This is a genomic window from Acidovorax sp. (assembly GCF_046291265.1).
Taxonomy (GTDB): domain Bacteria; phylum Pseudomonadota; class Gammaproteobacteria; order Burkholderiales; family Burkholderiaceae_C; genus Acidovorax.
Map to the genome: position 1 here is coordinate 1 of NZ_JBKBTV010000028.1, position 13,568 is coordinate 13,568.

Below are 13,568 nucleotides of genomic sequence, written 5' to 3' on the forward strand. Positions count from 1 at the left end.
CAGCTCAGGAATCCACCTTTGTGCCTCGCCCACCAGCACTACCACCGACAGCGCCATGCAGCGCTGGCCTGCCGCACCAAAGGCGGCGCCCGCCAGGGCGTTCAGGGTTTGTTCCTTGTTGGCGTCAGGCATGACGATGGCGTGGTTCTTGGCGCCCATCATGCATTGCACGCGCTTGCCGTTGAGGCTGGCGCGGTTGTAAACGTGGGTGCCGACCTTGGTGGAGCCCACAAAGCTGATCGCCTTGATGTCCTCGTGGTCACAGATGGCGTTGACCGCCATTTCGCCGCCGTGGATCACGTTGAGCACGCCTGGGGGCACACCAGCTTCCAGCGCCAGCTCGACCAGGCGCATGGTCACCATGGGGTCTTGCTCGGACGGCTTGAGCACAAAAGTGTTGCCCGTGGCAATGGCCATCGGGAACATCCACAGCGGGATCATGGCCGGGAAGTTGAACGGTGTGATGCCCGCACACACGCCCAGCGGCTGCATCAGCGTGTAGGTGTCGACACCGTTGGCCACGTTGTTGGCCAGCTCGCCCAGTTGCAGGTTGCCAATGCTGGCAGCGTGTTCGACCACTTCCAGGCCACGGAACACGTCGCCTTCGGCGTCCGGCAGGGTCTTGCCCTGTTCGGCTGTGAGGATGGCGGCCAGTTCGGCCATGTTTTCGCGGATGAGTTGCTGGTACTTGAGGAAGATGCGGGCGCGGGCGCCGATGGGGGTCTTCTTCCAGGTCTTGAAGGCTTCCTTGGCCGAGGCCACGGCGGCGTTGATTTCATCGGCGGTGGCAAACGGCACGCGGGCCAGCACTTCTTGCGTGGCGGGGTTCACCACATCGCGCCACTCGGTGGTCTTGGACTCGACGAACTGGCCGCCGATCAGCAGCTTGACGGTGGGGGCCAGGACGGCCGAAGAGGTGGGTGCGTTCATGGGTTTTGTCTCCTGAAAAAAGGGGTCGGCGAGAGGTCGGTAAGGGGTCGGTGAGGCAGCCGCTGAGTGTGCAGCGTTGCCCCGAACTGCGCCATGGTAGCTGTGCAAAATTGTCAGCACAATAGACAATGGTGCGCATTAGGTTTGCAAAAATGCACATCGGCGCATTGATTCGTTGATTGCAAGACCACACGGGGAACACACATGGACTGGGACAACCTGCGCTACTTTCTGGAACTGGCCCGCGCGGGTACGCTGGTCGGCGCCGCGCGCCGCCTGGCCGTGGACCACACCACAGTGGCCCGCCGACTGCAGGCGCTGGAAAAGCAAGTCGGATCGGCCCTGTTTGCCCGCGAGGCAGGCGGCCACCGGCTGACCGAGGCCGGGCGGGCGCTGCTGCCCCAGGTCGAGGCGATGGAGGCCGCCTTTTTGGCGGTAGAGAGCGCCGCACCCGGCGTGCGACAGGGTTTGCACGGCCTGGTGCGCATTGGCACCACCGAGGGTTTTGGCAACCTGATCCTCGCGCCGCAGCTGGCCCGGTTTGCGCTAGACCACCCCGGCCTGGTGGTCGACTTGCTGGCCCTGCCGCGCCTGGTGCACCTGTCGCGGCGCGAGGCGGACATCGTGATCTCGCTGGAGCGCCCCGCGCGCGGCGCGGTGTTGGTGGTCAAGCTCACCGACTATGTGCTGCAGTTGTATGGCGCGCGCAGCTACCTTGAGCGCCATGCGCCCATCCACACCGCAGACGACCTGCGCGGCCACACCTTCATCAGCTATGTGGACGACCTGCTGTTCAGCAAAGAGCTGCAGATATTGGACGAACTGCACCGCCCCGCGCACTTTGCGCTGCGCAGCACCAGCATCCTGGCCCAGTACGAAGCTGCGCGCGCCGGGGCAGGGCTGGCGGTGCTGCCCGCGTTTGTGGCGGCGCAAGACCCATCGCTGGTGCCGGTGCTGCCTGCGGTGGCGCGGTTTCAGCGCACGTTCTGGATGTCGATGCCACCCGACAACAAACACGTGGCGCGCATCCAGGCCACCTGGGCCTTCTTGCGCGAGGCGGTGGCTGCGCAGCAGGGGCTGCTGTTGCCCTCACGGGATCAATAGTTTGCTATTAATAGTATAGCTATTAGCGCTTATCCAATAAGCGCTAGAGCCTGTTTTTGCCTGATATTTGTCGGCGACAGGCAGACTGTTCGCCCTGAGGCCGATCAGCGCCCGGTTGTCGTCCCGGAAGCTTTCCACTCCCGTGGAACCCATTCATACAACGGGCTGGGGTCTCGCTGCCAGCTCTGGGGGTTCACGGCGCGGCTTGCGCCTGGGGCCAGGCCGGTGGGCCCCAGGTCCATGGCGGCCAGTTGCTGCATCCAGGTGACGTCTACCGTGCCGTCGGGCGCGGGGCGGGAGAAGATCAGCGCCAGCATTCGGCGTGCCTGGGGGTCGCCGCTGCTGGCGGCAATCTGGTACAGGCGCACGGCTTCGGCGTAGTTGGCGGGTACGCCGTCGCCGTGGTGATAGCGCCGGGCTTCGGCGTACCAATCGGCTGCGCTGTAGCGTGCGGGTGGTGCACGGTGGGCCGGGCGGGTTTTGATGCGGTGGGTGAGCAGGCTGGCGTTGGCGGCAGCGGCGTCTGACCGCGCTGCGGCAGATTGAAACTGGACCAGCGCCTGCTCCAGGTCGCCCGCAGCCAGTGTCTCCAATCCCAACTCGTTTTTGGCCTGCGCATTGCCCGCGCGGCTGGCCTCGGTCAGCAGCTGGAGCAGGGCGGGGCTGGCGGGTGGCGGTGCGAGCGCGCCTGCGTCAAGGGCCGCAGACAGGGGCGGGGCGCCGCTGCGGTTTTCGGCCCGGGGGTCTGCCATGGGGGCCAGCGCCTTGGCGGCATGCCACTCCAGATATTTGGCAAGCCCCGGGTCGGCACGGCGTGCCAGGGCGATCCATTGCGTGGCCGCTGCAGGGTTGGGGGCGGCAATACAACCACTGAGCTGGCACCACGCCAGGCCGGCGGGCGCCAGGGGGTGACGAAACATGTGCGCGCGTTCAAACCAGTGCTGCGCTTGTGGCGGGTCGGCGGGCATGGCCAGCCCATGCAGCGCCAGCAGCCCGAGCAGCCACGCCGCATCGGCAGTGGCCTTTTCGGCGGTGGCGCGGGCTGCCGGAGGCCGCTGTTTGCGCAATGGATTTTCATCACCTTGCGCTGTGCGGCGGAGTGTTTGCAAGGTTTTCTCCCGGGCGGTGTTGTCGGGCCCTGAAACGCGCGGCGATGCAGCGTCCAGGGAGGCGCGGTCGATGGGCGTTTCGGATGGCGCGGGGAGCGCCCGAACGGATGCGTGTGCGGGTGCGCCGACCCCCAGCAGCAGCAGAAGCGGCAGTAGCAGTGGCGGCATCGCCAGCAGCACGCGGAGTCCCACCCGCGCCCGCGCCAACAAACTCTTGCGGGGCACAACCTGCTCGGCGGTGATGATGGCGCCGGTCATGGTGTGCGCTGGTGTTTGTCGACCAAGGCCGCGCATCGCCAGCTATTGGTTGCGCGCTGCGGGTGCTGCAGGGGCGGCAGGTGCCACCCGGCGGGGGACCACGTTCCAGTACACCGCGTTGCCCGTGTAGCCCTGTGTGCCCCACGCGGCGGCGAAGGCTTCGTTCAGCCGCTCCAGGGCGCGGTAGTTCTTGAGGGGCTTGAGCGGCGGGCCGCGAAGCTCCTCGGGCAGCCGGGGTGTGCTGTCTTCGTCGGTGGCAAAACAGGCCACCCCTTCTGTGCCGGGGTTGGCCGCATCCATGATGAAGCCGGGGTTCGGGCTCATCCAGTCTGGAATGCGCAGGGCCTGGTTGGCAGACACCCAGCCTTTGGGATTGGCCTGATTGGGTATCAAACGTATGACGGTGCCGGTGGCATCTGCCAGGTAGCACTGCAGGTAGGACGCGCGCGACACCGTGGCCGACAGAAAGATCTGCTCGCCCACTTCAAAGGCGCTGCGCTCCAGCAGCACGTTTTCGATCTGCAGGTTGATGGTGCGCTCGGGGGGCGGGGCGCCGTACTTGAGCGCTGCATCTTTGGATGCCTCTGCCGAGTCTGGCGTCTCTGTCGTCTCGGCTGTTGTTGTTGCTGCTGCAGCTGCCACCTCGATAACGGGTTCTGCATGGGTGCTGGCCCAGCCAATGCGGGCCAGCGTGCCGTTGGCGGACAGGCCCACAAAATTGCGCAGCGCACGTTCGTAGGTAGGAAAGTCCACCACCCCCGTCACCACCATGCCGTTGTCGGCCTGAAAGCGTGCCAGCGCCTTGCGCAACAGCATGCTGTTTTCGGGCATTGGCTGCGCACGGGGTGCCAGATAGCCCTGGCTGGTGAGCGAGCGCGCGATGAGCTGGGTGCGCACCGCAGGCGAGCCCTCGTCAAACCAGTCGCGCAGCTGTCGCTGAAAGTCGGGGTGGTTTTGCTCCAGCGTGAGGCATTGCCAATAGGGGATGCGGGCCCACTTGCCAATCAGCTCAATGGTGGCCAGGTCCACCAGGGTGCGCACCGCGCTGCCAGACCCCTGGGTGTAGTCGCGCCCCACGTTGAACTGCACGCCGTAGGTGCCGATGCGCCCGGCCAGGTCAACGCCCTGGCCGCCCGTGCCCACGATCACCTCGTTGGCCGAATCGAGGCCAGGAATCAGCGTGCGGGTGCGAAAGTCGCCCAGGTGCATCTCCAGGCCAATGATGGTGGCGTTGCGGCTCTGGCTGTAGCCCATGTCGATGCGGGGGCCGGAGAGCCCGGTGTCAAAGCGGTTGTTGATCACGTTCTGGTCCACAAACGAGATCGAACCCGACAGGTACAACGCAGGCCGCTGCAACTGCATCTGGTTGTTGTTGAGCAAGATGGTGGTGAGGTTCTGCACGGTGTCCTGCCGCGCAATGTCCACTTCGTAGTCCACAAATCGAAAGGCATTGCTCAGCCGCGACATCTGCGACAACGCGGTGATCACCATGTCCTTGGCGGCCACCGCCACGCGGGTCGAATAGTCCGGGATTTGTTTGCTGGTGATCAGCGTGGTGGGCAATTGCGCGTCGCGCAGCATGTGGTCCATGCACATCAGCGAGTCTGAAAAGCTGGAGATGGACCGGGTAGGGCGCACCGCAGGCCGATCGGTGATGGACGCGCGGCTCTGAAATTCGCGGTCCTTGCGCGGGTCCATGGGCGTGGCGCAGCCAGCTAGCACGGTCAGCACCGCCACCAGCAGCAAGCCGAACAAGCTGGTGCGCTGCTGCATGCGTGCCGGAGACCGATCGTGCTGATCCCATCGACCGGGCCGACCAGACTGATCGGGTGCCTGGTTTGAAGATGTGGGCGGCATGTTGTCTCTCCAAAAGCCAAGGCAGCTGTGCAGATCGATTCACTTGCAGATGTTGACGAGGTCACCGCGCAGCACCACCACCTGCGGTGCCTGGTTGGGGCCATATTTGGCCGACCCGGTGGTGTTGGCCGACAAGGTGTTGCTGCCAACCTCTTGCACGCAGGTCTTTTGCATGCCCTGGGCGTTGGCGGTGGTGACCACATCGTTGTTGGTCAGCACGCCCGTGGTGTCGTCCGAAAAGGCCTTGGCCTCGTAGCGCGCAATGCGTGCGCGCAGCCAGGACGGCATGGTGTTGCCGTTGTCCAGGCCGGTCGACGTGGCAGCGCCTCCCACCGGCTGCATCTGCACCGTGAGTTTTTTGGTGAGGATCACGGGGTCCTCCCCGGGGGCCTGCGCCCAGACGGGTGCCGCCGCCATTGAGGTGCAGGCCAGCCACAGCGCTGCAGCGGCGCAGCGCAATCCAAACACTGTGTTCATGAGACACCTCCAAAACAACATCGAGGGGCGCTGGCGAGGGCACGGACCAAAGGCGAAGCTGCCGTATCGCCGCGTGTGGCAGTGACTTGTTCAGACAGCTCCGGGGCACGGGGTGTGCCCGGAGTCAGGCCCCAGGAGGCCTGATGTCTGCCCTTGTGAGCGGTGGCTCAGTGAGGCCAGCCGGTGGTCTTGGTGGGCTGGCAGGTAAAGCAGGCGTTGTTGGTGGCCACGTTCTGAACGGCTTTGCTGTTGCTGCCGCTGGACAGGTTGGCGAGCGACGAATTCACGAGGGCGGTGAACTGGTTGGAGCTGCCGCTGATGGTCACGTCGCCCACGTTGGTGGACAGGTTCTGGCTGGCGTAGGCGTCGCTGCCGCTGGCGGTGTTGGACACGCTGCCGCCAATGCCAATGACCGACTGGATCGACGTGCCGCTGATGGTGACGTTGCCCGTGTTGGTCGCCAGGTTCTGGAAGGCTTCGCTCTTGGAGCCGGTCGAGTTGTTGCTGACAGCCACCGAGGTCAGCGATGCGGACTGCACCGATGTGCCGCTGATCGTGATGTCTGGCGTAGATGCCACGGGACCGGTGGCCATGGCGGCGGAGGCGATGACGCTGAGTGCAACAAAAGCAAGGGTTTTCATGACAGTTCCTTCAGTGATGGACTTCGACACATGCCGCAGCCGCAGCGAATCTGCAGTGCAGCGGGGTTGGACGGTGCTTGGCGGCCAAATCCTTGGTGGAAGGGCGCGGCCGTTTTTTGCGCTGTCGGGTTCAGTGTCTGTGGGGATGCACGAGAAGCGAATACGCTGAGCTGGGTAGCCCGATCAGGTGAGCCGCGCGGGCCTGCACGTGCATTGGCACGTTGAAAACCAAAGCCCTAACCCCTTTCGCGCAATGGGGAAAGCACGGAAAATTCAGGTAGTAACCAATTGTTAAACTTGTGTAGTTGACATTTAGTTATAGATTTAAAGCCTTGTTTGACGCATCTTGCGTTCCTGAGGCGGACGAGGCGCAGCACGGAAAAACCGGGCTGAAAGTCGGCTGGCTTTGAATCGGCGGCAGTCAGTGATTGGTGCCGTAGCTGAAATGTCTTCCGTGGCAATGGACGAGGTCCGCAGGAGTTTGACTGTGACTGACAACTGGCAGCCTGATACATCTCTCGGAACGAATGCTTCCTTGGCATCGTTTTCATCACCGGCTACGCGCAACACGTCTTCGTTGCCGTGGTCTTCGGGCCCCTTCGACAACTTCGGACATCCGCCTTCTGTATGGCCCGACTTCCTCGCGGGTCAGAAGGACAGTCCGGTGCGGGTTCTTTTGGTGGATGACGACCCACACATCCGACTCGTGATTGCCCAGGAGCTGATGGCAGACGCCCGCACTTTGCTGGTTGCACAGGCGGGCAGCGTGCGCGAAGGGCGCCGGACGATCAAGCAGCACGAATTTGATGTGCTGCTGGTCGACCTGAATCTGGGCGATGGCGATGCATTTGACTTGCTGCACTTTCTCAAGTCCGCGCGTCCGTCGGCTCAGGCCGTGGTCATTTCGGTCATGGAGAACGAGGATCAGGTGATGCGCGCCTTCGAGTTGGGTGCCACAGGCTATGTGAGCAAAAATTCCTGGTTTCGCAACTACTCACAGGCTGTGCTGCAGGTCGCCAATGGCGGTGCGTCCATCACGCCGCACCTGGCCCGCAGGCTGCTGCAGCGGTTTGACCGAGCCCACTCGTCCGAAACCAAGCGGCGGCAACCCGATGAGGCAGAGCGTTTGTCAACCCGCGAAAAAGAGATCCTGCGCATGGTGGCCAGCGGCTACACCAGCGCGGAGGTCGGGTCGCGCCTGTTGATCAGCGGCATGACCGTCAACACCCATTTGCGCAACATCTATCGCAAGCTGCAGGTGCGCACGCGCGCACAGGCCGTGCGTTTTGCATCGCTGCGAGGCCTGTTTTAGTGGCGCATCCCAGGATGGCCGACCGGCGCGCATGCGCTTACCCCGACACCGCAAGTTCGCACCGTGTTTCGCACCCGTCCACCCTGGTTTGCTGTTGTATGCATTGGCATCTGGTTGCTGCAACTGGTGTTGATTGCGTTCACGTTTCACTGGATCGGCTCCGTAGAGTCGTCCATGCAACGGTGGTGGGAGCTGGCCGCCGCTGGCGCAACCATGGGTCTGGGTGCGATGCTGCTGGTGCAACTGCCCAGAGCCATGCAGTGGCGCCCCCGGCTCAATCCGCGCCCCAGTGCAGAGGTCATTGCTGAGCGGCGACGCATTGCCAGGGATTTGCACGACAACCTGGGCTCTCAGCTGGTCTGTGCCCTGGCGTCGCTGGATCCCTCGAAACCCCGTGAGCGCGAAATTCATTCGGTACTTGAGAAATGCCTGCTTGACCTGCGCTGGATCGTGGATTCCATGGACAGCGCCGACGCGCCGTTTGCGGACCGGCTTGCGCAGCTGAGATACCGCATCGATCCGGTGCTGGAGCGCAACGGAATCCGCATGGTGTGGGAGGTAGAAACACCCCAGTGCGCCAGTTTTCCGCACCCTGACAGCGCTACACACCTGGTGGCCATTGTTCAGGAAGCCTTGAGCAACGCACTGCAACACGCGCGGGCCACCGAGATCGAGGTAAGTGCGAGGAACTTGCCGGATACCGACGCGTGGTGCGTAGAAATACGGGACAACGGCCAGGGTATGGAGCGGTTGCCGGGCCCGCAAAACACGGTTGCCACAGGCAAAGGGATGGCCAGCATGGCCCGCAGGGCCATCAATGCAGGCGGAGAACTGCAGGTCCTTCATAGAGAGAACGGCGGGACCTGCATTCGAGTGGTCGTGCCCTGCGCGTTTGCACCATGAGGTGGACGTGGAGGTGCCGGGTGTCTGCACCGTCGCCAACTGGTGTTGGAACCGCTCCCTACACACCTTCGCCGCTGGTGGGGTAGTTGGTGGCCCTTGGGCTGGGCTATCAATAGCCGTTGCGGTACAACACACGATCCAACCACTTCACAGGAGCACAGCACATGGGATTGTTTGATGGCGTGATGGGCAACGCATCCAAGATTGATGCAGGCAAGATTCAGGACGAATTCAGCCGCATCCTGGCTCCTGGCGAGGTGGTAGAGCATGCCTACCAATTGATCCGCGACTACTTCGTGTTTACCAACAAGCGGCTGGTGCTGGTCGACAAGCAGGGCATCACCGGCAGCAAAGTCGAATACCACTCGCTGCCCTACAAAAATATCACCCACTTCAGCATTGAGACCGGGGGCACGTTCGACTTGGATGCCGAACTCAAGATCTGGATTTCGGGCTCTGCCACACCGTTTCAGAAGCAGTTCAACAAGAAGCTCAGCATTTACGACGTGCAGGCGGTGCTGGCCAGTTATGTGCTGAAGTAAAGCGGATTGCGCCGGTTCATCCGGGCATTGCTGTGCGCGGCGGCGCGTACCCTCGGCTCACTGGGCGAAGCTTTCGCCGCACAGGAGTTCATGCTATGTCCGCTCTCGTCTCCGTTCTTGCTTCGGCCGCGTCCTTGATTTTCAACACCGCCTCCAGCGGCCCGGCCAAGTCGGTGGCGTCGCGGCGCGGTGGGGCGGATGTGGAGCCCGAACCGTCTGCGGTTGTCACCCTCAGCCCGCAGGCGGAGGCGATGGCCGGTTTTGCGGGCAAGGGCATCATGGTGTCGCAGGGCAAGGTGGAAAATGCCCTGGGCGCCCTGACCACAGTGGCACGCAGCACGACCGGTGGCGCGGCCAACGCAGTGTCTGCCGCGTTGTCCGGCCGTCCGGTGTCTACCCAGGATTTTCAGGAGTTGCTGACCCGCTTCGGCGCTGACGATGCCCAAAAGGCGCAGCTGACAGCCGGGTTTGATGCGAACAAGGACGGCGCGATCTCGCAGGACGAGTTCCTCAAAGGGCTGGCCAAAACGAAGGGCACCCAGGGCACCCCGGCCGACGCGGACTTTTCGCAGGCGGTGATGCAGTTGATGGACCGCGGCGGCAGCGGCAACGCAGACGGCACCGTGGCGGCCAAAGAGTTTGCGGCGTTTTCAACGGCGTTTGCCGCCACTGCAGCAAAGCGGCCTCTGGTGGCTTAGAGCGGCTAACAAAAGTCTTCTGGCGTCGTTGCCGCGTCTTGTCGTACTGCCCGTACTGCCTGCGACGCACCGCCTAGCCAGAACCGCTTCGCTGAGTTTTGTGAGCCGCTCTTAGCCTGCAGCACCGCGCTCGGCGAGCCGCAGGAGGCAATCCACAAATGCACAAATGCACAACGGCCCATGAAGGGCCGTTGTGCATTTTTGATAGCAGCCGCCACTATTTCAGTGGCTTGCCGCATCTGCGCTGTGCGGACTGGGGTTTATATCCGGCCCATTAGCAGCAAAACCACCAGGATCAAAACCACCAGCCCCAAACCGCCGCTAGGACCGTAACCCCACGACTTGCTGTGGCCCCAGGTGGGCAGCGCGCCGACCAGGATGAGGATCAGAACGATCAGAAGAATCAGGGAGAGCGACATGGTGTTTCCTTGTTGTGTGTTGCGGTGAGTGCATTGTTGGGTGCAACCAGCGCGCGGCCCGAAGGTGTCGCGCCCGCGGGGCGGTCAGGGTTTTCCGACACGCGCTGTGGGAGGAAGGACTGAGGCAGTTTTGTGGTTGCCGATGATTTGCTATCAAAAATATAGCTTCTAGCGCTTAATGAATAAGCGCTAGAGGCCTATTTGGCTTGTATTTTGGCTGCCTGCGATGTGAACCGCCTCAATGTGCTCCCGCGGCATCGGCCGCCCCGGCGCCCGTGGTTTTGGCGGGGCGTTTGGTCAACCAGATCAAACCAATCAGCAGCAAGAACAAACCTGCTGAGCCCAGGAAGATGTCATTGGCCGCGCGGGTAAACGCCTGCTGGTCGATGAGCCGGTTGACCTGCGCCAGCGCTTGCAGCTGGGTCAGGCCGGTGGCAGTCAGGGTGTCCAGCGTCTGCGCAAACACGCCCTGGCCTTGCACCAGCCCTTCGGTCAGGTGCGCGTGGTGCATGGCGGCGCGGCTTTCCCACAGCGTGGTGGCAATCGACGTGCCCATGGCCCCGGCGGTGATCCGCACAAAGTTCGACAGGCCCGCTGCAGCCGGGATGCGCTCAGGCGCAATGCCCGACAGCGTCAGCGTGGTCAGGGGGATGAAGAAGAACGCCATGGCCGCGCCCTGCAGCAGGGTGGGGATCAGGATGTGGATGAAGTCCGTCTGCACCGTGAACTGCGAACGCATCCACAGCACCGCCCCAAACACAATGAACGCGCCCGTGGCCATGCGGCGCGGGTCCCACTGACCCACCTTTTTTCCCACCAACGGCGTGAGCAAAATGGCGAAGATGCCCACTGGTGCCAGCGCCATACCGGCCGAGGTGGCGGTGTAGCCCATCCACTGCTGCAGCCACAGGGGCAGCAGCACCACGTTGCCAAAGAACAGCGCGTAGGCCACCGACAGCGCCAGCGCGCCAAAGGTGAAGTTGCGGCCCTTGAAGAGCTTGAGGTCAACCACCGGGTGTTTGTCCGTCAGCTCCCAGACCAGGAAAACCGCAAACGCCACCACCGCCACCACGGCCATGGTGATGATCTCGCCCGAGGCAAACCAGTCCAGCTCTTTGCCCTTGTCGAGCATGAGTTGCAGTGCGCCCACCCACAACACCAGCAGGCTCAGGCCCACGGTGTCGATCGGCAGCTTGCGGATGGGGGTCTCGCGCTTGCGGTAAATGCCCCAGGTCAGCGCCCCCGCCAGCAGGCCCACCGGCACGTTGATATAGAAGATCCACGGCCAGGAGATGTTGTCGGTGATCCACCCGCCCAGCAGCGGCCCCACTACGGGCGCGACCAGCGTGGTCACTCCCCACAGCGCGAGGGCGGTACCCGCCAGCGCCTTGGGGTAACTGGCCAGCAGCAGGGTTTGCGACAGCGGAATCATCGGCCCGGCCACCAGGCCCTGCAGCACGCGGAAGAACACCAGCATCTCCAGCGACGAGGCAAAGCCGCACAGCCAGGACGTGAGCACAAACAGCAGCACGCTCATCGTGAACAGCCGCACCGCGCCAAAGCGCTGCGTGAGCCAGCCGGTGAGCGGCACCGAGATCGCATTGGCCACGCCAAAACTGGTGATGACCCAGGTGCCTTGGCCGGGGCTGACGCCCAGGTCACCGGCAATGGCGGGGATGGAGACGTTGGCGATGGACGAGTCCAGCACGTTCATGAACGTGGCCAGCGACAGCGACAGCGTGCCCAGCAGCAGGGCTGTGCCTTTGAGCGGCGAATACGCTGCCGGTGGCCCCGAGGGCGCGTTTGGTGCGGTGGGCTCGGCGGGCGGTGTGGGGGCAGCAGCAGGCGCTGGTATAGCGGGCGCTTGGTCTGCGGTGGGGTTGGCGGCATTCATGCGAACCCCGATTTACTGAACGGCAGGCGACTGCAGGGATTGCACGGGGGCGGTGGGCGCGGACGCGTGTTGCTCGGTGCGAGGCGCGGCATGGGCACTGGCGACTGCGGGTGTCTTGGCCTGGACGCCGCCCACCTTGGGCGATGTCACCGCCACGGCCGCCTTGTTGCGCCCCAGGTTGGCCGCAATGATGTGCGCCACTTCGTCGTTGGCAGCCTTGAACTGCTCGTCAAATACCGCGGTGGCGGCGACGGGCGTGGTGCGCTGCGTGTCGGCCAGGGTCTTGCCACTTTGGTCGGCCGTGTCCACCTTCACTTCCATCGACAGGCCCACGCGCAGCGGGTGCTCGGCGACTTCCTTGGCATCCAGGGCAATGCGCACCGGCACGCGCTGCACCACCTTGATCCAGTTGCCGGTAGCGTTCTGCGCGGGCAGCAACGCAAACGCGGCGCCCGTGCCCGCGCCCAGGCCCGTCACCGTGCCGTGGTAGACCACCTTGGTGCCATACACATCAGCTTCCAGCTCGGCCGTCTGGCCAATGCGCAGGCTTTTGAGCTGGCTTTCCTTGAAGTTCGCGTCCACCCACAGGTCGTTCAGCGCCACCAGCGTCATCAGCGGGGCGCCGGCCTGCACGCGCTGGCCCACCTGCACACCGCGCTTGGCGACGTGGCCGTCGAGCGGCGCCACCAGCTGGGCGCGCTGCACGGCCAGATAGGCCTCGCGCACGCGGGCCGAGGCGCGCTGCACGTTGGGGTGCTGCTCGATGGAGGTGCCTTCGGTCTGCGTCTGGCTCGCGGCCAGTTGCTCTTGGGCGGCCACCACGGCGGCCTGGGCGGCGGCCACGGTGCTTTTGGCAGCGGTGACCAGGGCATTGGCGTGCTGGAACTCTTCTTTGCCCACGGCGCCGCTGGCCATCAGCGGGGCGCGGCGGTTCACGTCGTCTTGCAAGCGGGCGGCGTCGGCCTGGGCGCGGGCCAGGTCGGCGCTGCGCAGGCTGACCTGGGCCTTCAGGGTGGAGTTGTTGGCATACAGCGTGCGCACTTCGCGCACCGTCTGCGCCAGTTGGGCCTCGGCCTGCTCCAGCGCCACGCGGGCGTCGGACGGGTCGAGCTTGACCAGCAACTGGCCAGCCTTCACGTAGTCGGTGTCGTCTGCACCAATCGACACCACGGTGCCAGCAACCTGGGGCGTGATCTGCACCACATTGCCCGCCACGTAGGCGTTGTCGGTGGTTTCCACATGGCGGCCGTTGGCCCAGTGCCATGCGCCCCAGCCGATGGCGGCAATGGCCACGGCGGCGGCAATGATCGTGAGGCCCCGGCGGCGGGCGGGGTTAGTTTCGTTGGCGGTGAGGGGTTCGCTGGTGGCGGTCATGGCAGTGGTCTTTCGGGAATGATGTGTTGTTGGGCGTTTTGGGCGCGGGC

The 13,568-nt window shown here is 64.1% G+C and carries 13 protein-coding genes; 5 read left to right on the forward strand and 8 right to left on the reverse strand.

Translation table 11 applies throughout. The annotated features are described in order from the left end of the window. A partial coding sequence (gene mmsA, locus ACK41V_RS12370) for a CoA-acylating methylmalonate-semialdehyde dehydrogenase (RefSeq protein WP_409782720.1) occupies window positions 1–930 on the reverse strand: 930 nt, incomplete at its 3' end. Between the two features lie 204 nt (window positions 931–1,134). On the opposite strand from mmsA, the gene ACK41V_RS12375 reads away from it, so the two are divergent. Beyond that, complete coding sequence (locus tag ACK41V_RS12375; protein ID WP_409782723.1) at window positions 1,135–2,034, forward strand: LysR family transcriptional regulator; 900 nt, start codon at window positions 1,135–1,137, stop codon at window positions 2,032–2,034. 104 nt (window positions 2,035–2,138) lie between these two features. Here ACK41V_RS12375 and ACK41V_RS12380 read toward each other — a convergent pair whose 3' ends face one another. From ACK41V_RS12380 to ACK41V_RS12395, 4 genes are all read right to left on the reverse strand, one after another. Continuing rightward, a complete protein-coding gene (locus tag ACK41V_RS12380; protein ID WP_409782725.1) occupies window positions 2,139–3,401 on the reverse strand; it encodes a hypothetical protein in 1,263 nt (420 codons plus the stop codon). A 42-nt stretch (window positions 3,402–3,443) separates the two neighbouring features. Continuing rightward, window positions 3,444–5,174, reverse strand: a complete 1,731-nt coding sequence (locus ACK41V_RS12385; protein WP_409782727.1) for a DUF4384 domain-containing protein — start codon at window positions 5,172–5,174, stop codon at window positions 3,444–3,446. A 123-nt stretch (window positions 5,175–5,297) separates the two neighbouring features. Then, window positions 5,298–5,735: a hypothetical protein gene (locus tag ACK41V_RS12390; protein ID WP_409782729.1), complete on the reverse strand. Its 438-nt coding sequence runs from the start codon at window positions 5,733–5,735 to the stop codon at window positions 5,298–5,300. A gap of 167 nt (window positions 5,736–5,902) precedes the next feature. After that, window positions 5,903–6,376, reverse strand: coding sequence for a hypothetical protein (locus ACK41V_RS12395; protein WP_409782731.1), 474 nt, complete (start codon window positions 6,374–6,376; stop codon window positions 5,903–5,905). Window positions 6,377–6,953: 577 nt separating this feature from the next. On the opposite strand from ACK41V_RS12395, the gene ACK41V_RS12400 reads away from it, so the two are divergent. The 4 genes from ACK41V_RS12400 (at window position 6,954) to ACK41V_RS12415 (ending at window position 9,831) form a co-directional block, all read left to right on the forward strand. After that, window positions 6,954–7,688: a LuxR C-terminal-related transcriptional regulator gene (locus ACK41V_RS12400; protein WP_409782807.1), complete on the forward strand. Its 735-nt coding sequence runs from the start codon at window positions 6,954–6,956 to the stop codon at window positions 7,686–7,688. 63 nt (window positions 7,689–7,751) lie between these two features. After that, window positions 7,752–8,591, forward strand: a complete 840-nt coding sequence (locus ACK41V_RS12405) for a sensor histidine kinase (protein WP_409782733.1) — start codon at window positions 7,752–7,754, stop codon at window positions 8,589–8,591. A gap of 164 nt (window positions 8,592–8,755) precedes the next feature. Beyond that, window positions 8,756–9,133: a PH domain-containing protein gene (locus ACK41V_RS12410; RefSeq protein ID WP_409782735.1), complete on the forward strand. Its 378-nt coding sequence runs from the start codon at window positions 8,756–8,758 to the stop codon at window positions 9,131–9,133. 95 nt (window positions 9,134–9,228) lie between these two features. Beyond that, a complete protein-coding gene (locus ACK41V_RS12415) occupies window positions 9,229–9,831 on the forward strand; it encodes a hypothetical protein (RefSeq protein ID WP_409782737.1) in 603 nt (200 codons plus the stop codon). Window positions 9,832–10,091: 260 nt separating this feature from the next. Here ACK41V_RS12415 and ACK41V_RS12420 read toward each other — a convergent pair whose 3' ends face one another. The 3 genes from ACK41V_RS12420 to ACK41V_RS12430 form a co-directional block, all read right to left on the reverse strand. Further along, on the reverse strand, window positions 10,092–10,250 hold the full coding sequence (locus tag ACK41V_RS12420; protein WP_409782739.1) for a DUF3309 family protein: 159 nt from the start codon (window positions 10,248–10,250) through the stop codon (window positions 10,092–10,094). 238 nt (window positions 10,251–10,488) lie between these two features. Then, the gene (locus ACK41V_RS12425) at window positions 10,489–12,144 is read right to left on the reverse strand and encodes a DHA2 family efflux MFS transporter permease subunit (RefSeq protein ID WP_409782741.1); all 1,656 of its coding nucleotides are present in this window, start codon (window positions 12,142–12,144) and stop codon (window positions 10,489–10,491) included. A gap of 12 nt (window positions 12,145–12,156) precedes the next feature. Further along, window positions 12,157–13,518 carry an efflux RND transporter periplasmic adaptor subunit gene (locus tag ACK41V_RS12430; RefSeq protein WP_409782743.1) on the reverse strand — a complete coding sequence of 454 codons (1,362 nt, stop codon included), beginning with the start codon at window positions 13,516–13,518 and terminating at the stop codon, window positions 12,157–12,159. Window positions 13,519–13,568: the final 50 nt, after the last annotated feature.